At 67.8% G+C, this 20,315-nt stretch carries 18 protein-coding genes; 6 read left to right on the forward strand and 12 right to left on the reverse strand.

The window, feature by feature from the left end; genetic code table 11:
* Positions 1–2 precede the first annotated feature (2 nt).
* The 4 genes from RYM47_RS11420 to RYM47_RS11435 all read right to left on the reverse strand — a co-directional run bounded on the left by RYM47_RS11420 (position 3) and on the right by RYM47_RS11435 (position 3,844).
* Positions 3–272, reverse strand: coding sequence for a DUF1778 domain-containing protein (locus RYM47_RS11420; RefSeq protein WP_315387998.1), 270 nt, complete (start codon positions 270–272; stop codon positions 3–5).
* Positions 273–457: 185 nt separating this feature from the next.
* Positions 458–1,531, reverse strand: coding sequence for a 3-deoxy-7-phosphoheptulonate synthase (locus tag RYM47_RS11425; protein WP_315387999.1), 1,074 nt, complete (start codon positions 1,529–1,531; stop codon positions 458–460).
* Between the two features lie 317 nt (positions 1,532–1,848).
* Complete coding sequence (gene groL / locus RYM47_RS11430) at positions 1,849–3,495, reverse strand: chaperonin GroEL (RefSeq protein WP_315388000.1); 1,647 nt, start codon at positions 3,493–3,495, stop codon at positions 1,849–1,851.
* 61 nt (positions 3,496–3,556) lie between these two features.
* Positions 3,557–3,844, reverse strand: a complete 288-nt coding sequence (locus RYM47_RS11435; RefSeq protein ID WP_070207620.1) for a co-chaperone GroES — start codon at positions 3,842–3,844, stop codon at positions 3,557–3,559.
* A 317-nt stretch (positions 3,845–4,161) separates the two neighbouring features.
* On the opposite strand from RYM47_RS11435, the gene RYM47_RS11440 reads away from it, so the two are divergent.
* From RYM47_RS11440 to RYM47_RS11455, 4 genes are all read left to right on the forward strand, one after another.
* Entirely contained in the window at positions 4,162–5,949 is a 1,788-nt protein-coding gene (locus RYM47_RS11440; RefSeq protein WP_315388002.1) for an endonuclease, read from the forward strand.
* A 106-nt stretch (positions 5,950–6,055) separates the two neighbouring features.
* The gene (cutA, locus tag RYM47_RS11445) at positions 6,056–6,394 is read left to right on the forward strand and encodes a divalent cation tolerance protein CutA (RefSeq protein ID WP_315388003.1); all 339 of its coding nucleotides are present in this window, start codon (positions 6,056–6,058) and stop codon (positions 6,392–6,394) included.
* On the forward strand, positions 6,394–8,757 hold the full coding sequence (locus tag RYM47_RS11450; protein WP_315388006.1) for a protein-disulfide reductase DsbD domain-containing protein: 2,364 nt from the start codon (positions 6,394–6,396) through the stop codon (positions 8,755–8,757). Before cutA ends, RYM47_RS11450 begins: the two co-directional genes overlap by 1 nt.
* A complete protein-coding gene (locus RYM47_RS11455; protein ID WP_315388008.1) occupies positions 8,754–9,317 on the forward strand; it encodes a TlpA disulfide reductase family protein in 564 nt (187 codons plus the stop codon). Before RYM47_RS11450 ends, RYM47_RS11455 begins: the two co-directional genes overlap by 4 nt.
* Here the strand turns inward: RYM47_RS11455 and RYM47_RS11460 are convergent.
* The 8 genes from RYM47_RS11460 to RYM47_RS11495 form a co-directional block, all read right to left on the reverse strand.
* Positions 9,310–11,946: an excinuclease ABC subunit UvrA gene (locus RYM47_RS11460; protein WP_315388010.1), complete on the reverse strand. Its 2,637-nt coding sequence runs from the start codon at positions 11,944–11,946 to the stop codon at positions 9,310–9,312. The genes RYM47_RS11455 and RYM47_RS11460 overlap by 8 nt on opposite strands.
* Entirely contained in the window at positions 11,943–14,525 is a 2,583-nt protein-coding gene (locus RYM47_RS11465; RefSeq protein WP_315388011.1) for a methyl-accepting chemotaxis protein, read from the reverse strand. Before RYM47_RS11465 ends, RYM47_RS11460 begins: the two co-directional genes overlap by 4 nt.
* A gap of 152 nt (positions 14,526–14,677) precedes the next feature.
* Complete coding sequence (locus tag RYM47_RS11470; RefSeq protein WP_315388012.1) at positions 14,678–15,460, reverse strand: NAD(P)H-binding protein; 783 nt, start codon at positions 15,458–15,460, stop codon at positions 14,678–14,680.
* A gap of 24 nt (positions 15,461–15,484) precedes the next feature.
* The gene (locus tag RYM47_RS11475; RefSeq protein ID WP_315388013.1) at positions 15,485–16,498 is read right to left on the reverse strand and encodes a bestrophin family ion channel; all 1,014 of its coding nucleotides are present in this window, start codon (positions 16,496–16,498) and stop codon (positions 15,485–15,487) included.
* A gap of 25 nt (positions 16,499–16,523) precedes the next feature.
* Entirely contained in the window at positions 16,524–17,030 is a 507-nt protein-coding gene (locus tag RYM47_RS11480; RefSeq protein WP_102946017.1) for an Ohr family peroxiredoxin, read from the reverse strand.
* Between the two features lie 24 nt (positions 17,031–17,054).
* On the reverse strand, positions 17,055–17,810 hold the full coding sequence (locus RYM47_RS11485; protein WP_315388015.1) for an SDR family oxidoreductase: 756 nt from the start codon (positions 17,808–17,810) through the stop codon (positions 17,055–17,057).
* Positions 17,811–17,940: 130 nt separating this feature from the next.
* Entirely contained in the window at positions 17,941–18,975 is a 1,035-nt protein-coding gene (locus tag RYM47_RS11490; protein ID WP_315388016.1) for a LysR family transcriptional regulator, read from the reverse strand.
* The gene (locus RYM47_RS11495; RefSeq protein ID WP_315388017.1) at positions 18,966–19,229 is read right to left on the reverse strand and encodes a transcriptional regulator; all 264 of its coding nucleotides are present in this window, start codon (positions 19,227–19,229) and stop codon (positions 18,966–18,968) included. Before RYM47_RS11495 ends, RYM47_RS11490 begins: the two co-directional genes overlap by 10 nt.
* 163 nt (positions 19,230–19,392) lie before the next feature.
* Between RYM47_RS11495 and RYM47_RS11500 the strand changes: the two genes are divergently transcribed.
* Both RYM47_RS11500 and RYM47_RS11505 read left to right on the forward strand, forming a co-directional pair.
* On the forward strand, positions 19,393–19,872 hold the full coding sequence (locus RYM47_RS11500; protein ID WP_315388018.1) for a carboxymuconolactone decarboxylase family protein: 480 nt from the start codon (positions 19,393–19,395) through the stop codon (positions 19,870–19,872).
* A 13-nt stretch (positions 19,873–19,885) separates the two neighbouring features.
* Complete coding sequence (locus RYM47_RS11505; protein ID WP_315388019.1) at positions 19,886–20,293, forward strand: cupin domain-containing protein; 408 nt, start codon at positions 19,886–19,888, stop codon at positions 20,291–20,293.
* Positions 20,294–20,315: the final 22 nt, after the last annotated feature.

Genomic DNA, 20,315 nt, shown 5'->3' on the forward strand with positions numbered 1-20,315 from the left:
GCTTACCGCTCCCAGGGCGCGGGCGTGCTCAGCAACCGGCGCAGCGCCGGATTGTCTTCCAGCGGTGCGTCCAGCAGCGCATTGAAGCGCTGGAGCTGTTCAGCGCTCGCGTTGAACTGCGTCTGGTCGGCCAGGACGTCGCGCGCCTTTTCGCAGGCCGCATCGAGGATGAACTCGGTGCGGTTCACACCACTGATCTCAACCGCACGATCGATCAGATCCTGCTTGTCCGCCGGCGCCCGGAAGTTGATGACCTTGCTTGCGGTTCCCATGGGGAGCACTCGCACGTTGCTGGATTGTGCATACATTGTACATACACCCTGTGAAGCCCTCAAGTGAGGCCTGCAGGCTGCACCGTGGGGGCCGTGGGTATCCAATTGATTTTACTGACTAATCCTCGTGATTCGTTAGGACCGGTCAATCGCGGAGCCGGCCCTTGGCCGGCTCCACAGGTTCATCAAGCCGCTTCAGCCAGACGACGTGCGCGCCGGGCGCGCACCGCCTGGGCGAGCGATTCGAGCACCTCCAGCGAGGTCTCCCAGCCGATGCAACCGTCGGTGATGCTCTGGCCGTAAGTGAGCGGCTGCCCTTCCACCAGGTCCTGGCGACCCGCGACCAGGTGGCTTTCCACCATCACCCCGACGATGCGCTCTTCACCGCCGGCCAGCTGCGCGTTGATGTCTGCAACCACCTTGGGCTGGTTCTCCGGATTCTTGCTGCTGTTGGCATGGCTGGCGTCGATCATCAGCCGTGCCGGCAGGTGCGCCTTGGCCAACGTCTGGCTGGCTGCGTCAACACTGGCCGCATCGAAGTTCGGCTGTTTGCCACCGCGCAGGATCACGTGGCAGTCCGGGTTGCCGGCAGTGGCGACGATGGCGGTGTCGCCCTGCTTGGTCACCGACAGGAAGTGATGCGGGTTGGACGCGGCACCCACCGCGTCGGCGGCGATCTTGATGTTGCCATCGGTGCCGTTCTTGAAGCCCACCGGGCAGGACAGCCCCGAGGCCAGTTCGCGGTGCACCTGGCTTTCGGTGGTACGCGCGCCGATAGCGCCCCAGGCCACCAGGTCGGCGATGTACTGCGGCGAGATCACATCGAGGAATTCCACGCCGGCCGGCAGGCCCAGCTTGTTGATGTCGCGCAGCAGGCCGCGGGCGATGCGCAGGCCCTTGTTGATCTGGAAGCTGCCGTCCAGGTCCGGGTCGTTGATCAGGCCCTTCCAGCCGACGGTGGTGCGCGGCTTCTCGAAGTAGACGCGCATGACGATTTCCAGGTCCCCGGCGTAGGCGTCGCGCAGCGGCTTGAGGCGATGGGCGTACTCGATGGCCGCCACCGGATCGTGGATCGAGCACGGGCCGATCACCACCGCCAGGCGGTCATCGCGGCCATGCAGGATCTCGTGCAGCGCCGCGCGCGAGGCGCTGACCGTGTCGGAGGCTTCGTCGTCGCAGGGCAGCATGGCGATCAGCTGCGCCGGCGGGGTCAACGGTTCGAGTTTTCGGATGCGCAGGTCGTCGGTGTGCGGGGGCATGGGGGGTCTCCTGGAAGGTGGGGGTCCCCAGCGCGGCGGCAACAAAAAAGCCGCCAGGTGCGCTGGCGGCTTTCGGGTATGCGTCTGAAGCTTTCTTCAGGTTGAGCGCATGCCTTCCTCCGCCGGTGGCTTCGGAAAGTAATACCAAAAGTAGGAATTGGCGTGGCGTGCGTTCATTGGGGACTATTGATAGCACAGCTTTTGTGCGACGCAAAATGTTTCATTCGCAACTGCGGCCGTGTGTCGCACACAAAAAACCCCGCCTCGCGGCGGGGTTCTTCGTGTGCATCACGACAGGGTGTCGCGGGTGCGTGGACTTAGAAGTCCATGCCGCCCATGCCACCCATGCCGCCCATGCCGCCGCCGCCCATGGCCGGCTCGTCCTTCTTCGGCGCCTCAGCCACCATTGCTTCGGTGGTGATCATCAGGCCGGCGATGGAGGCTGCGTTCTGCAGGGCCGAGCGGGTCACCTTGGTCGGGTCCAGGATGCCGAAGGCCAGCATGTCGCCGAACTCGCCGCTGGCGGCGTTGTAGCCGTAGCTGCCGGTGCCTTCCTTGACCTTGTTGACGATCACGGACGGCTCTTCGCCGGCGTTGGCGACGATTTCACGCAGCGGGGCTTCCATCGCGCGCAGGGCGATCTGGATGCCGTGGTTCTGGTCTTCGTTGGCACCCTTCAGGCCGGCCAGTGCGGTGACCGCACGGACCAGGGCAACGCCGCCGCCCGGGACCACGCCTTCTTCAACGGCTGCACGGGTCGCGTGCAGGGCGTCGTCGACGCGATCCTTCTTTTCCTTCATTTCGATTTCGGTCGAAGCGCCGACCTTGATCACGGCAACGCCGCCGGCCAGCTTGGCCACGCGTTCCTGCAGCTTCTCGCGATCGTAATCGGAGGAGGTGTCCTGGATCTGGGTCTTGATCTGGCCGACGCGTGCATCGACGGCAGCCTTGTCACCCACGCCATCGATGATGGTGGTGTTTTCCTTGGAAACCTGCACCTTCTTGGCGCGGCCGAGGTCCTTGATGGTGGCCTTTTCCAGCGACAGGCCAACTTCTTCGGAGATCACGGTGCCGCCGGTCAGCACGGCCATGTCTTCCAGCATCGCCTTGCGACGGTCGCCGAAGCCCGGAGCCTTGACGGCCACGACCTTGACGATGCCACGGATGGTGTTGACCACCAGGGTGGCCAGCGCTTCGCCTTCGACTTCTTCGGCCACGATCAGCAGCGGCTTGCCGGCCTTGGCGACGCCTTCCAGCACCGGCAGCAGGTCACGGACGTTGGAGATCTTCTTGTCGTGCAGCAGGATGAACGGGTCATCCAGGTCAGCGGTCTGCGACTGCTGGTTGTTGATGAAGTACGGGGACAGGTAGCCGCGGTCGAACTGCATGCCCTTGACCACGTCCAGCTCGTTGTCCAGGCCCGAGCCTTCTTCAACGGTGATCACGCCTTCCTTGCCGACTTCCTTCATCGCGTCGGCGATGATCTGGCCGATCGACTCGTCCGAGTTGGCCGAGATGGTGCCGACCTGGGCAATTGCCTTGTCGTCGGCGGTCGGCTTGGAGATGGTCTTCAGCTCGGCAACGGCGGCCACGACGGCCTTGTCGATACCGCGCTTGAGGTCCATCGGGTTCATGCCGGCGGCCACAGCCTTGGCGCCTTCGCGGATCAGGGCCTGGGCCAGTACGGTGGCGGTGGTGGTGCCGTCGCCCGCGTCGTCGTTGGTGCGGGAAGCGACTTCCTTCACCATCTGCGCGCCCATGTTCTCGAACTTGTCAGCCAGTTCGATTTCCTTGGCGACGGAGACGCCGTCCTTGGTGATGGTCGGCGCGCCGAAGCTCTTTTCCAGCACGACGTTGCGGCCCTTCGGGCCCAGGGTGGCCTTGACGGCATTGGCGAGAACGTTGACGCCGCGCACCATGCGCGAACGGGCGTCTTCACCGAAACGAATTTCCTTGGCAGCCATTGCGATTACCTTCTGAATAATTGGGGGGCAGGTGGCCGGGCGCTGGGCCCGGCAGCATCAATCAGCCGATGACGGCGAGGATGTCGTCTTCGCGCAGGACCTTGTATTCCACGCCTTCGCTCTTGTAGCTGCTGCCGGCGTACTGGCCGTAGATGACCTTGTCGCCGACCTTCAGCGCCGGGGCGCGCACGCTGCCGTTGTCCAGCGCCTTGCCGGTGCCCACGGCCACGACTTCACCCTTGGTCGACTTTTCCTTGGCCGAGTCCGGGATCACGATGCCGCCGGCGGAAACTTCGTCGGCTTCGATGGGCTTGACCACAACGCGGTCGTGAAGCGGCTTGATGTTCATGTGGGACCTCTTAAGTGATTGATTGAGCTGAAAAAGTCCGGCGATGTTAGCACTCACCCCAGGTGACTGCCAGCACCGCTCGTGAAAAAACCCGCCAGTGCGGGACAGGGCAGAGATGGTGGCCCACAGGTGCCTTTCAAGGGGCCGGACCCGAATTATTCGCGGATGGGGAAACGTCGGAGAGGCTCAACCCGACAAAGTTCCGCCAATTTCTTGACGCACGTCCCAGTGCGGCGTGCTGATTACGACATATCGATAGATGTGTCATATGGATTGGCTAGATTCGGCGGGCAAAACCCAATCACAAGGAGCCGTAGATGAGGTTGCTCACACCGCTTTCCCTGGGGTGCCTGCTGGCGCTGGCCGCCAGTCCCGCCTGGGCCGACGTATTCATAAACGAACTGCACTACGACGACAGCACCCCGGCCGGGGACGTTGGCGAAGCCATCGAGGTGGTCGCCACCGGCGGCGAGGACCTCGGCAGCTACACGCTGTACCTGTACAACGGCAGCACTCCCTCCGCCGCCACGGTCTATGCCAGCAACCCGGTACCGGCCGGCACCGCCGCCGGCTGTGGCAAGGCCAGCATCGCCACCGTCACCTACCCCACCAACGGCCTGCAGAACGGCGCCAACGACGGCATCGCGCTGGTCGATGGCAGTGGCAAGGTGGTGCAGTTCATCAGCTATGAAGGCACGGTCACCGCGGCCAGCGGTCCGGCGGCAGGGCTGACCAGCCAGAACATCCCGGTCAGCGAGACCAACAGCACCGCGCCGGGTACCTCGCTGCAGCTCACCGGCAGCGGCAGCCAGTACGCCCACTTCACCTGGGCGGCCTCGGCGGCGCAGACCTTCGGCGCCTGCAACAACGGCCAGACCTTCAGTGGCAGCGGCGGCACCGGTCCGAATACCCCGCCCTCCGTGCGCACCACCACCCCGGAGCAGGGCGCCACCACCTTCCCCGCCGCCGCCGACCTGGCCGTGACCTTCAGCGAGAGCGTCACGGTCAGCAGCGGCGCGTTCGTGCTCAGCTGCGGCCAGTCCGGCAGCGTGCCGCTCACCCATGCCACCAGCGGCACCACCTTCACCCTGTCCACCAACACCGCGCTGGTCGCCGGTGAAGCCTGCCGGTTCGATATCCGGGCCGCCCGGATCAAGGACGCGCAGGGCGCCCGCCCGGCCGCGGACACCCGCATCGCCTTCAACGTGGCCGCCGGGGGCGGCACCGATCCCGGTCCCGACCCGGACCCGGGCAGCTACTACTCGAAGGTGAACACCTCCAGCCCGAGCCAGCTGCGTTGTTCGCTGCATGAGACGATCAAGGGCCACACCTCGTATCCGTACAGCGGCTCGGGAACCAGCACCTGGACCATCCTGGAAATCGCCGATGAGGATCCCAACAACAGCGGCCGGATCCTGGATGCGTACCGCAACCGCAGCTATGCCAAGGTCAGCGACCGCGCGGGCACCGGCAGCGGCCTGACCTACAACCGCGAGCACACCTGGCCGAACTCGCTGGGCTTTGCCAGCACCACCGGCGACAAGGGCCTGCCGTATGCGCCCTACACCGATACCCACATGCTGTACCTGACCGACGCGCAGTGGAACGCGGACCGCGGCAACAAGCCGTTCGCCACCTGCGACGTCAACTGCGGCGAGCGCGCCACCGAGAACAACAACGGCCAGGGCGGTGGCAGTGGCGGGTATCCGGGCAACTCCAACTGGGTCCGCAGCCCGGACGGCAATGCCGGCACTTTCGAAGTGTGGGGCCAGCGCAAGGGCGACATGGCGCGTGCGGTGATGTACATGGCGATCCGTTATGAGGGCGGCAAGGACGCGGCCACCGGGCAGTCCGAACCGGACCTCGAGCTGACCGACGACCGCAACAAGATCGTCAAGACCTCGTCCTCGCCGGCCTACATGGGGCTGCTCTCGACCCTCATTGAGTGGCACCTGGCCGACCCGCCGAACGCGGCTGAAAAGGCCCGCAATGAGGTGGTCTTCAGCTTCCAGGGCAACCGCAATCCGTTCATCGACCACCCTGAGTGGGCCACCCCGGCGCTGTTCACATCGGCGAAGCCGACCAGCTGCCAGCTGGCGAACTGAGGGATTTGGCGGAGCCGGCCAACGGCCGGCGTCGCACGGTCGTGTCGGCCGGCCCCCCCTGGGGCCGGCCGGCAGCGGTGGAATTCCATCCCTATAATCGGCGGTCATGTCGACCGCCGATTCCGTATTCATTCTTCTGACCACCTGCCCCGACGCGGCCACCGCCGCCCGGCTGGCGCATGCGCTGGTGGAAGAACGCCTGGCCGCGTGCGTGACGCGGCTGGACGGGGCGCACTCGACCTACCGCTGGCATGGCGAGGTCACCGAGGACCATGAGGTCCAACTGCTGATCAAGACCACCGGCAGCCGCCTGGATGCGGCCATCGCCCGGGTGCAGATGCTGCACCCGTATGAACTCCCCGAGTGCGTCGCGGTCGAAACCCGCGCTGGCCTGCCGGCCTACCTGGATTGGATTCGGGCCCAGACCCGAGAGGAAACCGATTGATGACGCTGTTTGGTCGCTTTGCCGCGCTGTGCGCGCTGTTCGTGGTGTCGCTGCCGGCCTTGGCCGTCAGCGAGAAAGACTTGCTGCCGGTGGACGAGGCCTTCGGGCTGAGTGCGCAGGCGCGAGACCGCGGGCACATCGAGGTCAGCTGGAAGATTGCCCCGGGCTACTACCTGTACCGCCACCGCACCACGGTCAAGAGCGACGCGGCCTTCAGCGCCGAAGCGCTGCAGATGCCGGCCGGCAAGAAGCACCACGACGATTTCTTCGGCGAAGTGGAAACCTACCGCGACCGTCTTGTCGCCGTATTGCCGGGCAAGGCCACCAATGACGCCGGCACGGTCACGCTGGAAGTGCGTTACCAGGGCTGCGCCGATGCGGGCGTGTGCTACCCGCCGCAGAAGCGCAGCCTGAAGGTGAAGCTGCCGGGCGGTACCGGTCGCGGCGACACTGCGATAACCCCGGCCTTCAACGGCGCGGCGGCCTCGCCGTTCAACACCGCGCTGGGCGGCGATGCTGCCGGTGGGCTGCGTCTGCCCGGAACGGCCAACACCCAGGCGCTGCCGCTGCCTTCCGAGCGCGCATTCGGCTTCGAAGCCATCGTCGGCGATGGCAACACCGTGCTGCTGCGTTTCAGCCCGGCGCCGGGGTATTACCTGTACCGCGACCGCACCTCGCTGAAACTGGAAGGCGCCCCCGGCATCCGCGCCGACACACCGCGCTGGCCAGCGGCCAAGTCGCACCGCGATGAACACTTCGGCGACGTGTCGGTGTACTTCGACCAGACGGAGGTGACACTGCCGCTGCGTCGCAGCGTCGCCGACGCCGCCGAGGCGACCCTGGTGATCACCTTCCAGGGCTGCCAGACCGACGGGATCTGCTACCCGCCGATGACGCGCCGCGTGAAACTGGCGCTGCCGGCCGGCAAGATCAACGCCAGCGCCGATGAAGCCGTGCGGCGCAACGACGTGATTGCGCCACTGGTGAGCCGTGACAAGCGCCCGCAGGCGCGCGAGGCCAACGGCGTCGCCACCCAGCCGATGCTGATCCGCCCGAACGAGCCGGTGGCGGATGCGACGCAGGCCGAGACGCCCGATGCCAGCGCCGACAATGCGCAGCGCACGCCCCCGCCGGGCAGCAGCGGCGCCACCCCGACCACCCTGATCGCCGCGCTGCTGCTGGCGCTGGCCGGTGGCCTGATCCTCAACCTGATGCCGTGCGTGCTGCCGATCCTGTCGCTGAAGGTGCTGGGCGTGGCGCAGAGCGGTGAAAGCCGCCAGCGCGCGCGCAGCCATGCGCTCTGGTACACCGCCGGCGTGCTGGTGGCGTTCGCGGCGATCGGCGCGCTGGTGCTGGCCCTGCGTGCGGCCGGCCAGGCTGCAGGGTGGGGCTTCCAGCTGCAGCACCCGTGGTTCATCGCCGCGCTGGTGTACCTGATGTTCACCGTGGGCCTGAGCCTGTCGGGCGTGTTCACCCTCGGCGGCAGCCTCGGTGGCGTGGGCCAGTCGCTGGCCTCGCGCAGCGGCCCGGTCGGCGATTTCTTCACCGGCGTGCTCGCCTGCGTGGTCGCCAGCCCGTGCGTGGCGCCGTTCATGGGTGCGCCACTGGCCTACGCGTTCACCGCGCCGGCACTGCCGGCCATGCTGGTGTTCCTGGTGCTGGGCCTGGGCCTGGCGCTGCCGTTCCTGTTGATCGGCTTCGTGCCCTCGCTGGCCAGGCGCCTGCCGCGCCCCGGCGCATGGATGGAAACGCTGAAGCAGGTGCTGGCCTTCCCGATGTACGGCACCGCGCTGTGGCTGCTGTGGGTGCTGGGCAAGCAGCGCGGCGTGGACGCGATGGCGCTGGTGCTGGCCGGGCTGGTGGTGCTGGGCCTGGCGCTGTGGTGGTTCGAGCGCAGCCGCTGGCGCAGCCAGCGGGTGGGTGCAGTGCTGGCCCTGGTGCTGCTGCTGGGCGCGCTGGTGCCGGTGTGGGCGGTGACCCGCATCGATGCCCCGGGCAAGACCGCGGCGCCCACCGCCGACAACGTGGTGGCCTACTCGCCGCAGATGCTCGACCGCCTGCGCCAGGACAACCGCGTGGTGTTCGTCAACATGACCGCCGACTGGTGCGTGACCTGCAAGGCCAACGAACGTGCGGTGCTCGGCACCCACGCGTTCGAAGAAACCCTGCGCCGGACCAACGCCGTGTACATGCGCGGCGACTACACCAATGTCGATGAACAGATCACCGCATTCCTGGATGAACACAAAGCGGTCGGCGTGCCGCTGTACGTGGTCTATGGTCCCGGCGCGCCGCCGACGGTGCTGCCGACCGTGCTGACCCAGGCGCTGGTCGAAGAAGCGCTGCTTCGCACTGCACGATGAGCGCACCGCCGCGCCGGTCGCTGCTGGTGGTAGGGCTGATCGCGGCAGCGCTGGGGCTTGGCACCGGCCTGTACCAGTTCGCGCGTGAACCACAGCAACCCCGGTCTGCTGCGGTGGAACGTCCTGCCGCGGTCCCGGCCCGGCCCGGCGATCCGATGCCGGCGATCGCCCTGCCCGACGTAGACGGTGCGACGGTGGATTTCGCCCGTTTCCACGGCCGTCCGCTGCTGATCAACGTCTGGGCCAGCTGGTGCGGCCCCTGCATCGAGGAAATGCCGATGCTGGCCGCCTTCGCTGCCGCACAGCCCAGCGACGGCGTGCAGGTGGTCGGCCTGGCCATCGATACGCCCGACGGCGTGCGCGATTACCTGCAACAGGTGCCGGTGAGCTACCCCATCGTGATCGAGCAGCCCGCGCCGGATGACGCGAGCGTGCGGCTCGGCAATGCGCAGGGCCTGCTGCCGTATTCGGTGCTGGTGGATGCCGAGGGCAGGATCGTCAAACAGAAGCTCGGGCCGTTCGCCGCAGGCGAAGTAGAGGAATGGGCGAGCCTCAGGTAAAGAAGCGGCGCAGGTAGGGGGCGGTCTTTCCCTGTTTCGAACGACCCACCTGCTCGGGCGTACCCGCAGCGACCACCTGGCCGCCCTGCTCCCCCGCGCCGGGACCTACATCGATCACCCAGTCGGTGTCGGCCACCACGCGCAGGTCGTGCTCGACCACCACCACCGTGTTGCCGGCATCGACCAGGCCGTGCAGCTGCGCCATCAGCTTGTCCACGTCGGCCGGATGCAGGCCGGTGGTGGGTTCGTCCAGCACGTAGAGGGTGTTGCCGTGCTGGCTGCGCTGCAGTTCGGTGGCCAGCTTGATGCGCTGCGCTTCGCCGCCGGACAGTTCGGTGGCCGGTTGGCCCAGCCGCAGGTAGCCCAGGCCGATGTCGCGAAGCAGCTGCAGCGGGCGTTGCACGACGGCTTCGTCGACGAAGAACGCCAGCGCTTCCTCTACCGTCATCGCGAGTACCTGCGCGATGTTGCGGCCGTTCCATTCCACTTCCAGGGTTTTGGCGTTGTAACGCTGGCCGTGGCAGGTCGGGCATGGCGCGTACACGCTGGGCATGAACAGCAGTTCCACGTGCACGAAGCCTTCGCCTTCGCAGGTTTCGCAGCGACCCTGCGCCATGTTGAAGGAGAAGCGGCTGGCACTGTACCGCCGCGCCTTGGCCGTACGCGTGGCAGCGAACAGCTTTCGCACGTGGTCGAACAGGCCGGTGTAAGTAGCCAGGTTGGAACGCGGGGTGCGCCCGATAGGCTTCTGGTCGACGTTGACCAGTCGCTTGATCGCAGCCTGCCCGGCGTGCAGGCGACCGCGCGTACGTTCGATCCGGCTCGGCTGCGGCAGGTCGTCGTCGGTGTCCGCCGCCGGCGGCTCATGGCCGAGGTAGTCGCCGACCAGCTCCACCAGTGCCTGGCTGACCAGGCTGGACTTGCCGGAGCCGGACACGCCGGTGACCGCGCAGAACGCGCTTAGCGGGAAGCGTGCATCCAACCCGTGCAGGTTGTTGCGATGGACACCGCGCAGCTCCAGCCAGCCGGCCGGTTCGCGCGGTGTGCGTCGCCTGGCCGGGTGGGTGTTGAACAGGTACGGCGCGGTCGCCGACGCCTTCACCGCGCGCAGCCCCTCCGGCACACCGCTGTACAGCACCTGCCCGCCGTGCTGGCCGGCACCGGGGCCCACGTCCACCAGCCAGTCCGCGCGGCGCAGCATCTCCAGGTCGTGCTCGACCACGAACAGCGTGTTGCCACCGGCCTTGAGCTGCTCCAGTGCGTCATACAGCGCCTCGCCATCGGCCGGATGCAGGCCGGCGGTCGGTTCGTCGAGGACGTACACCACGCCGAACAGGCTGGAACGGATCTGGGTGGCCAGACGCAGCCGCTGCAGCTCGCCCGGCGACAACGTGGGCGTTGCGCGGTCCATCGACAGGTAGCCCAGCCCCAGCGCTTCCAGCGTGGCGATGCGCTCCACCAGATCCTGCGCGATGCGCTGTGCGGCGATGCGCTTTTCCTCGGAGAGGTCCGGCGTACGACGCACGTCGCTGCTGCCCGCGTGCTGCAGGCCGCCGGCGGCCACGCGCTGCTGCTCGGCCTTGCGCCCGGCGGCACGGCTGCGCGGTGCGCGTGCCGCAGGCGCTTCGAATCTGCCTTCGGCAGCCGGTCGCAGCGCATCGGCCATGGCCGCCAATGACAGCTGCGACAGCGCCCCGATGTCCAGCCCGGCGAACGTTACCGACAGCGACGCGCGCTTCAGGCGCTTGCCGTCGCACACCGGGCACACCGTACCGACCATGTAGCGCGCCACGCGCTTTTTCATCATGGCGCTCTGGGTGGTGGCGAAGGTGTGCAGCACATAGCGTCGTGCGCCGCTGAAGGTGCCCATGTAGCTGGGCTCTTCCTTGCGCCGCACGGCCGCGCGGGTTTCGGCCGGGGTGAAGCCGGCATACACCGGCACCACCGGCTGCTCTTCGGTGAACAGGATCCAGTCGCGCTGCTTCTTCGGCAGGTCGCGCCAGGGGATGTCGACGTCGTAGCCGAGTGTGACCAGGATGTCGCGCTGGTTCTGCCCGTGCCAGGCCGGTGGCCACGCAGCGATGGCGCGTTCGCGGATGCTCAGCGACGGGTCGGGCACCATCGACTGTTCGGTCACTTCATACACGTGACCCAGCCCATGGCAGTTCGGGCAGGCACCCTGCGGCGTGTTCGGCGAGAAATCCTCGGCGTACAGCATCGGCTGTTTCGCAGGATACGTACCGGCGCGCGAGTACAGCATGCGCAGCAGGCTGGACAGGGTGGTCACGCTGCCCACGCTGGAACGCACGCTGGCGGTGCCGCGCTGTTGCTGCAACGCCACCGCCGGAGGCAGGCCTTCGATGGCCTCCACGTCGGGAACGCCGACCTGGTCGATCAGCCGCCGCGCGTACGGCGACAGCGATTCCAGGTAACGCCGCTGCGCCTCGGCGTACAGCGTGCCGAAGGCCAGCGACGACTTGCCGGAACCGGAAATGCCGGAGAACACCACCAGCGCGTCGCGTGGGATGTCCACGTCGACGTTCTTGAGGTTGTGTTCGCGGGCGCCGCGAACACGCACGAACGCGTCAGCGGCAACGTGGGATGAAACGGGCTTCTTGCGGGTGCTCATGCACCCAGCATACCCACCGCGCGCATGCGCCTGGTGACGGGCTCCGCCGGTCGTTCCAGCACGAAGGCAGCCACCGCTTCGGACAACTGGCCGGCTTGTCGCTGCATGGCCTGTGCCGATGCACTGGCCTCCTCGACCATCGCGGCATTCTGCTGGGTGCTGCCATCCATCTGCAGCAGGGTCTTGCCGACCTGTTCGATCCCTTCGCTCTGCTGCTGGGACGCGGCGGAAATGCTGGCCGTGATCGCAGTGACCTGTTCCACGCTGCTGACAATGCGGGTCATGGTCGCGCCGGCCTGGTCGACCTGGCGGGTACCCGCATTCACCTTCTCCACCGATGCTTCGATCAGGGTCTTGATCTGGCGCGCGGCGTCGGCGCTGCGCTGGGCCAGCAGCCGCACTTCGCCAGCCACCACCGCGAAGCTGCGGCCCTGCTCGCCGGCACGCGCGGCTTCCACCGCTGCATTGAGCGCCAGGATGTTGGTCTGGAACGCAATGCCGTCGATCACCCCGGTGATGTCACCGATCCGGCGCGACGATGCGGCGATGTCGTGCATGGTCGCCACCACCTGCGCGACGGCGCTGCCGCCTTCCACCGCGATGTCCCCGGCACCCACCGCCAGCCGGTTGGCCTGCAGCGCGGAGTCCGCGTTCTGGCGAACCGTCGCGGTGAGTTCTTCCATCGACGAGGCGGTTTCTTCCAGATGTGCCGCCTGGCGCTCGGTGCGCTCGGCCAGGTCGCGATTGCCGGCAACGATCTCGTCGGCCGCACCATGGATGGCGCCGGTGGCCTGCTGGATGCGCACCACGATGTCGGAAAGCTGCTGCACGCTGGCGTTGGCGTCGTCGCGCATCTGCGCGAACACCCCCTGGAAGTCGCCCTGCATGCGCAGGCCAAGGTCGCCCCGTGCGAGACCCGACAGCAGCACCTGCAGCCCGGCGAGGTTGCCCTGGAAGGTGTCCAGCAACCGGTTGATGCTGACCGCCAGGGTCAGTACGAAGCCCTGCTTGTCGTGCACGGCGATGCGCGCGTCCAGCTCGCCGTGCGCGGCCGCGTCCACCAGGGCGGCCACCTCGGTTTCTACCGTGGTTTCCAGTGCGCGGCTGCGCCACTCCACTGCCGCGCCGAGCAGCTGGTCCTGGTCCAGGATCAGATTGAGCACCAGCTGGTAGCGGACACCGCCCTGCTCGACTTCATGGACGCTGCCGTGGCCACGCTGCAGTTGTGCGGCCACGTTGGCGAATACCGGATGCAGCCGATGCGCAGGCTGGCCGCGCCACTGTTCCGGCGTGCACTCCAGCGCGCCACAGAGCGCGCGGTTGAGGAAGCCGATGCTGCCGTCCGGCTCGAGCACCATCAAGCCGGTCTGGGCGCTGTCCAGCGCCTGGCGGGCGCGGGTGTTGTCGCGCGCGGCCGCACGCTCGGCCTCGATCCGGCTGCGCAGCCGGCCCTGCATGTGCAGCAGCCGCTGCGCCAACTGTCCGAACTCGTCATGCGGGTTGCGTACGACCAGCATGGTGTCCAGCCGATCTTCGGCGATGTCTTCGGCAAAGCGCAGGGTGTCGGCGATCGGGCGCTTCACTGCCTGCAGGGTCAGCAGGAGGGTGGCGACCAGCAGCAGCGCCACCAGCAACAGGGTCACCGCGAACACGGCCGTCATGGTTCGCGCCTGGCTCTGCAGTCGACCGCGCGCCGCTTCCAGCGACGCGGCCTGCGCCTGCTGGACCTGTTCCAGACTGGGTGCGATCTGCGCAGCGGTGTCGGCCAGCGACTGCGCCTCGATGTCCAGGCCGACCCGGGCGGCGGTGTAGCCCAGCAGTGCGCCCTGGTACGCGTCCATCGCCGCGCGCAGCGCGTCCTGCGCGTCGGAAGGCAGACCCGGCGCTGCGACCGCCAGCTCGAACGGCAGCTTGCCCTCGCTGGCGCGGTCGGTGTGGGCGGAATCGCCGGTGAGCAGCAGCAACGCCTCCTGTCGGCGGATCGCCTGCCATTGCGCGTCCAGCATCGGACGCTGCACCGTGGCCAGGGCATCTTCCATCGCGGTTGCGGCGGCCTCGACCTGCGCGCGCAGGTTTTCCTGGCCATGCCCCATTTCATCCACGCGTGCGTTCAACGCGGTGATGCCGTCGGCGAACTCGGCGATGCGTGCGGCCAGTGCCTGCAGCGCGTCCGCCCTGCCATTGCCTGCGGCGGCGCGCTGCAGCTCGGCGAGCGAGTCCTGCAGGCGCTGCCGGGCCTGCTGCAGCGCCTGGCGGTCGGCATCGTCGAAGCTGGTCGCATAGCGGGTCTGCAGGCGACGTGCGTCGGCGACCTGGGTGCCCACTGCCGCCACCAGCCCGGCCACCTGCTGGTGGCTGGCATAGGTGTCTGCGGCACGCTCGCTGTTGTACCGTGTCCATGCGTACACCATGGCCACCAGCAGCAGACCCGATACGCAGGCGACGACGCTGATCTTCAGCTTGCGCGCCACGCTCAGCCGGCGCAGAGCAACCAGCCCGTCGCGCAGCGCATGCCGGACGGGAACGGACTCACCGCGTCGGGTGAGGGACAACCACAGGCGGCGGGGGAAGGCCGACATCGCGTACTCCAGGCGGAATGACGCATCGGTATCGGCCTGGGCTGGAGCAACTTTAGGGGTGTTTCTGCAGAACCTTGAGCGCCGTCAAACTACGCAGACGTTGTAGCGTGCGTAGACGACGGGATGATGACGAACCGAACCCTCCCTGCGGATCAGGGCAAGGGCAGGTGCACCAGTGGCAGCGGTCCGCGCGTGTGGCTGTCCAGCCAGTCGCCGAAGCGGGTGTTGCCCAGCAGCGCGCCGGGTTCGGGGGTGAGGGTGGTGTCCTTCAGCCGGGCGCCGTAGTAGCGCGCATCCGGGTCTTCGACGACCGGGCGGTCGTCCTGGTTGAAGTACATCACCCGCTCCACCAGCTCGAACAGGCGGTGGCACTCGGGGCCGGCGATCTGCACCATGCGCCGGGCCGGTGCGGCCATCGCGACCTGGGCCACCAGTGCGGCGAGATCATCGGCGGCCACCGGCTGGACCTTGGCCGGCGACAGGTGCAGCGGCTGGCGCTGGGCCAGTGGCGCCACCAGCTGGGCCATGAATTCGTGGCACTGGGTCGCGCGTACCAGCGTCGAGCGTAGGCCGGACTGCCGGATCAGGCCTTCCTGCACCGCCTTGGCTCGGAAGTAGGGGCTGTCCTGCAGGTACGGCGTACCCACGATGGAAAGGCCGACCAGATGCGCCACGCCGGCGCGCTCGCAGGCCGCCAGCAGCTGGGTGGTGGCCCGCTGGAAGAAGTCGCCGACCTGCGGGTCATCGAAGATCGGCGCGTTGGCGGCATCCACCACCACCTGCGCGTCCTGTAGTGCGGCGACCAGGCCCTGCCCGGTCAGCACGTCCACGCCGGTGCGCCGTGATGCGGGCACCGCCTCGTGTCCGTGAGCGGCCAGATGCTCCACCACCCGGCTGCCGATCAGCCCGTGGCCTCCGATGACGACGATCTTCATGTGTGCGGTCCTGGTAGGTGGTGGTTACATCACGATGGGGCTGGCAGGCGCCTGCTGGATCGGCACATCGCGCTCATCCAGCATCTGCCGCAGGTCGCTCTCGACCGTGCCGCACAGCTGCGAGATCGGAATGTCGTTGGCACCGCCTTCGAACGGGTTGGCGCTGCTTTCACCGACCTGGTCCAGCGCGGCGTACATCCACGACACCAGCACGCCCAGCGGGATCGCCAGCCATACCATGTGCCCGGCCATCGCGCCGCCCACGGTAGCGTTCATCGGTGCCAGCAGGTCGATCATGCCCAGTGGCAGCAGCAGGCACAGGATGCGCACGAAGATCACGTTGATCACGGCGTACTGGCGCGGGTACGGGTAGTTCTTGATGCGCTCGCTGCGTGACTGCTGGTCGTGCAGGTCGCGCAGCACGCGCTGCAGCTCGGCGAAACTGGCCTGCGGAATCTGTCCGTCGTCCAGCAGCTGGCGCAGCGCGGCGCCCTGCAGCGACAGCACTTCGGTGGCCCTGCTGGTCGCGCCCAGTATGCGCGAGCGCTCGTCCGGGGTCACGTACTTGGTCAATTCCGCATCCAGCGTGCGCGCTTTTTCCGGCACATCGTAATGCTTGCGGTACTCCACGTTCGGCGTCAGCTTCTGGGTTTCCCATGGCTTGCTGTCGCGCATCTGGTAGCGCAGCGCGGTCAGCCAGGCCAGGTGCCGGTACACCAGCCGACGGGTGTGTTCCGGATGGGCGACGTAGTCGCGGCTCAGGGTGCCCCACACCCGGCTGGCGGCGGTGATCGACGCCCACACCTGCTGCGCTTCCCACAGCCGGTTGTAGGTCTGGGTGTTCTTGAACCCGGCGATCAGCGCCACGCTGGTACCGAGCATGAAGATCACGTTCCACGGCACCGTCAGCCAATGCAGTCCGCCCCACTGGTACAGCGCGACCAGTGCCACGTTCCACAGGGCCAGCAGGTACAGCGGACGACGGGTCCAGACCAGGAATTCAGTGAAGGTGTATGAGCGACCGGCGTGCATGATCATTGTCTCCAGCAGTGGGAAGCGCCGCTCAGGGCGCTGCGGTGGGCACGACGCTCACCACGTGGGTGATGCCGTTGCGGAACATCTTTGCGTAGGGGCAGACGCGTTCGGTGTTGCGGACCAGCTCGGCGGCCACGCTGCTTTCCAGACCCGGCAGGTACGCCTCCACCTCGGCCGACAGCAGGTACAACCCGTCGATCGGATCGCGCGAGAAGGTCACCGCCACCTCGATGCACGCGTCCACCAGGACCAGACCGGCGCGGCTGGCCAGCAGGTTCATGGCACCGTGGAAACAGGCGGCGTAACCGGCCGCCAGCAGCTGCTCGGGGTTGCTGCCGCCGCCGGGACCACCCAGCGACGGCGGCAGGCGCAGGTCGAGCTCCAGCGCGCCGTCGTCGGACACCACCACACCCGAGGCGCGACCGTGCCCGGTCACGCCGCCCTGCACCCGTACCCGTCCGGTATAGAGCGGGCGCACCTCGTCGCCACGATACTTGTCGAGAACGGCGGGCGACGGCGGCTTCAGGTCGGACATGGCAGATCCACGCAGTGCGGAGGGTCAGTGGGGTTGTACGAGTCCGGACTGCTGCAGCCAGCCGTCGAAGCCCTGGCGGCCCAGCCACGCCTGTCCTGCCGGCACCAGCGTGTCGTCCTGCAGCTGCGCGCCGAAGTACGGGGCCTGCGCGTCGCCGACCACGCGGCGCGGATCGCCGGTGCGGTCCATGAAGCGCTGCGCCAGTTCGTCCATCGGCGCGCGCTCGGGGCCGGCGATCTCCACCACGCCATTGACCGCGGGCTTCTGCGCCACCGCTGCCACGGCATCGGCGACGTCCTCGGCCGAGATCGGCTGTACCAGTGCGGTGGGCAGGCGCAGCGCGTCTCCGGCGGACTGGATGATGCCCGGCAGGAATTCGAAGAACTGTGTGGAATGGATGATGGTGTAGGCGATGCCCGCGTCGCGGATCAGCGCTTCCTGCGCGATCTTGCCGCGGAAGTAACCGCTGGCTGCCAGCTTGTCGGTACCCACCACCGACAGCGCCACGTGGTGGCGCACACCCGCCGCCTTTTCGGCCGTCAGGATGTTGTGGCCGGCGGTCTGGAAGAAGGACAGCACCGCCGCGTCCTCGAACGACGGCGAGTTGGCCAGGTCGATGACCACGTCGGTGCCCACCATGGCCGCGTCCAGACCCTCACCGCTGATGATGTCGATGCCGGTGGAGGGCGCGGCAATGACGATCTCGTGCCCGGCCGCGCGCAGGCGGTCGACCACTTTGCTGCCGATGCGGCCGGTGCCGCCGATGACCAGGAACTTCATGGGGATGCTCCACTGCTGGAAGGGGACGACCCGCCGGAGCGGGGGCGTGTGACGATGCTAGGCAGGCCGCCACGGCGGCAGTAGATCCGCGCACGGACGCGCACTGTTGCCCGCCGGGAACCAATCGGGGTCACCGCCAGGCCCCGGCGTCGATGTCGCGCGCCGGGGCGCTGGCCTGCTGCACGCTTTCCCAGTGGGTCACCACGTCCAGGTCGAGCGCGCGGACCTCGCTGGTGATGAAGTCGATGAAGGCGCGGATCCGCTTGGGCAGCTGGCGCCGACTCAGGTAACACAGGTAATGGCCACGGTCGTCGGCCGCGTACTGGTCCAGGCAGCTCACCGCCAGGCCGGCGTCCAGCGCCGCACGCACCTGGTAGTTCGGCAGCTGCGCCAACCCCTGGCCCTGCAGTACCGCCTGCAGCGCCAGGTCTGCGTCGTTGAACACCAGCGCCGAGGACGGCTCCACGCTGAGGGGGCGACCCTCCACGCGGAACTCCCAGGGCTGCAGGCGCCCGTTCGGCTGGCGCTGGCTGATGCAGGCATGCGCGGCCAGTTCGGCCACGGTGCCGGGCAGGCCGTGCTGCTGTACGTACGCCGGGGCGGCACAGACCAGCAGCTGCATCGGGATCAGGTGCTTGGCGATCACCTCGCTGTCTTCCAGCACGCCATCGCGGAAAGCCACATCGATGCGGTCGGCAGCCAGGTCCAGCGCGCGCTCTTCCAGCTGAAGCTCCAGCGTGACGTCCGGGAAGCGGGCACGGAACGCCGAGAGCAGCGGCGCGATCACCTTGCGGCCAAAGCCGTAGTTGGCACTGACCCGCAGGTGGCCGCGGGGCGGTCCGTCGCGCAGGTCGCGCATTTCCTCCAGCGCCTGCAGGATGCGGTCCACGCCGGGCCGACAGCCGTCGTGGAACAGCTCGCCTTCGCGGGTCAGCGAGGTGGACCGCGTGGTGCGCAGGAACAGGCGCACGCCGAGCTGCCCTTCCAGCTTCTGCACGCTGCGGCTGACCGCCGAGCGGCCGATGCCAAGTCGGTCGGCCGCGCGCGAGAAGCTGCCCTCATGGGCCACCGCAATGAAGGCCATTACGCCGGCATAGCTTGCCGAGAAGCCGGTGGTGAGCGGATCGACACCGTCTTCGACGGTGCCCGGTTCGGTCAGGGACATGCGGGTGGCACTCCAGGAAGGCGCGCGTGGGCGCGCAGGCAGGCATGGGCGGCTTGCAGACGCTGCCGGCAGTCGGCGGCAGAGAGTCCAAGCAGGGGCATGAGCTCTTCGATGGATGCCCCGGCCACGTCGTGCAGCAACAGCAGCAGGCGCGCGTCGGCCGGCAGGGCGTCCAGCGCGACCAGGAACGACGTCCACACCTGGTCGGCGGGGCACGGCGGGCCTGCGGCATCGGTGGCGTTCGGGGTGCTCATACCGGTCAGACGGACCAGCGCACTGCGCTGTGACAGCCCCACCCCACCGGGATTGGTGCATTGCGCTCAACACGGTGCGTCCGCCGTGCCGGCTACCGGGGCGGCGGCGCCGGGCCTAGCCTGCAGCCTCTGATCTGCCCCCTCTACTGCCAGGAACACGACCATGAGCGAACGTCTCGACTACCAGAAGCAAGCGCCCGCCCTGTTCAAGAAACTGCTCGACTACAGCATGGCCGCGCATGCCACCACCATCGAAGAACCGATCCAGGACCTGATCGCGATCCGCGCTTCCCAGCTCAATGGCTGTGGCTTCTGCGTGGACATGCACGTCAAGCAGGCCACGATCCACGGCGAGCGTCCGCTTCGCCTGCACCACCTCGCTGTGTGGCGCGAGTCCACCCTGTTCAGCCCGCGCGAACGCGCCGCGCTGGCCTGGACCGAAGTGCTTACCCAGCTCCCGCCGCAGGGCGTGCCGGACGAGCTCTACGAGCGCGTGCGGGGTCAGCTTTCCGAACAGGAAGTGCTCGATCTCACCCATGCGGTAATGGGCATAAATGCATGGAACCGCATCAACATCGCCTTCCGCAGCGAGCCGGGTTCGCGCGACAAGGCCTGGGGCCTGGACAAGGCCGACCTCAACTGACGGAGACACACCCATGCGCCTGTTCCTGTGCTCGCTGCTGCTGGCTGCCGCCAGCCCCGCCGCGATGGCGGCCTCGCCCGCGCCTGCCGCCCCCGAGCCGGTGGTGACATCGGTCATGAGCAAAGCCCTGCCCGAATATCCGGGCAAGGAAGCGTTGATCCTCACCGTGGAATACCCACCGGGCGGTGCCGATCCGGTACATCGACACGATGCGCACGGGTTTGTCTACGTATTGGAGGGCAACATCGTGATGGGCGTGGCCGGTGGTCGCGAGGTCACGCTGGGCCCTGGCGAAGCCTTCCACGAAGGCCCGGAAGACCTGCACACCGTGGGCCGCAATGCCAGCAGCACCAAACCGGCGCGATTCGTGGTGTTCCTGCTCAAGGACGCGGACAAACCCGCGGTTCTGCCGCCGCACTGAGGACGTTGGCACATGCCGCAGG

This window comes from uncultured Stenotrophomonas sp. (assembly GCF_963519125.1).
Lineage (GTDB): Bacteria > Pseudomonadota > Gammaproteobacteria > Xanthomonadales > Xanthomonadaceae > Stenotrophomonas.

Coding starts and splice junctions, on each gene's coding strand:
- RYM47_RS11420 (WP_315387998.1), bottom strand. CDS start 272: ATGGGAACCGCAAGCAAGGTCATCAACTTCCGGGCGCCGGCGGACAAG.
- RYM47_RS11425 (WP_315387999.1), bottom strand. CDS start 1,531: ATGCCCCCGCACACCGACGACCTGCGCATCCGAAAACTCGAACCGTTG.
- groL (WP_315388000.1), bottom strand. CDS start 3,495: ATGGCTGCCAAGGAAATTCGTTTCGGTGAAGACGCCCGTTCGCGCATG.
- RYM47_RS11435 (WP_070207620.1), bottom strand. CDS start 3,844: ATGAACATCAAGCCGCTTCACGACCGCGTTGTGGTCAAGCCCATCGAA.
- RYM47_RS11440 (WP_315388002.1), top strand. CDS start 4,162: ATGAGGTTGCTCACACCGCTTTCCCTGGGGTGCCTGCTGGCGCTGGCC.
- cutA (WP_315388003.1), top strand. CDS start 6,056: ATGTCGACCGCCGATTCCGTATTCATTCTTCTGACCACCTGCCCCGAC.
- RYM47_RS11450 (WP_315388006.1), top strand. CDS start 6,394: ATGACGCTGTTTGGTCGCTTTGCCGCGCTGTGCGCGCTGTTCGTGGTG.
- RYM47_RS11455 (WP_315388008.1), top strand. CDS start 8,754: ATGAGCGCACCGCCGCGCCGGTCGCTGCTGGTGGTAGGGCTGATCGCG.
- RYM47_RS11460 (WP_315388010.1), bottom strand. CDS start 11,946: ATGAGCACCCGCAAGAAGCCCGTTTCATCCCACGTTGCCGCTGACGCG.
- RYM47_RS11465 (WP_315388011.1), bottom strand. CDS start 14,525: ATGTCGGCCTTCCCCCGCCGCCTGTGGTTGTCCCTCACCCGACGCGGT.
- RYM47_RS11470 (WP_315388012.1), bottom strand. CDS start 15,460: ATGAAGATCGTCGTCATCGGAGGCCACGGGCTGATCGGCAGCCGGGTG.
- RYM47_RS11475 (WP_315388013.1), bottom strand. CDS start 16,498: ATGATCATGCACGCCGGTCGCTCATACACCTTCACTGAATTCCTGGTC.
- RYM47_RS11480 (WP_102946017.1), bottom strand. CDS start 17,030: ATGTCCGACCTGAAGCCGCCGTCGCCCGCCGTTCTCGACAAGTATCGT.
- RYM47_RS11485 (WP_315388015.1), bottom strand. CDS start 17,810: ATGAAGTTCCTGGTCATCGGCGGCACCGGCCGCATCGGCAGCAAAGTG.
- RYM47_RS11490 (WP_315388016.1), bottom strand. CDS start 18,975: ATGTCCCTGACCGAACCGGGCACCGTCGAAGACGGTGTCGATCCGCTC.
- RYM47_RS11495 (WP_315388017.1), bottom strand. CDS start 19,229: ATGAGCACCCCGAACGCCACCGATGCCGCAGGCCCGCCGTGCCCCGCC.
- RYM47_RS11500 (WP_315388018.1), top strand. CDS start 19,393: ATGAGCGAACGTCTCGACTACCAGAAGCAAGCGCCCGCCCTGTTCAAG.
- RYM47_RS11505 (WP_315388019.1), top strand. CDS start 19,886: ATGCGCCTGTTCCTGTGCTCGCTGCTGCTGGCTGCCGCCAGCCCCGCC.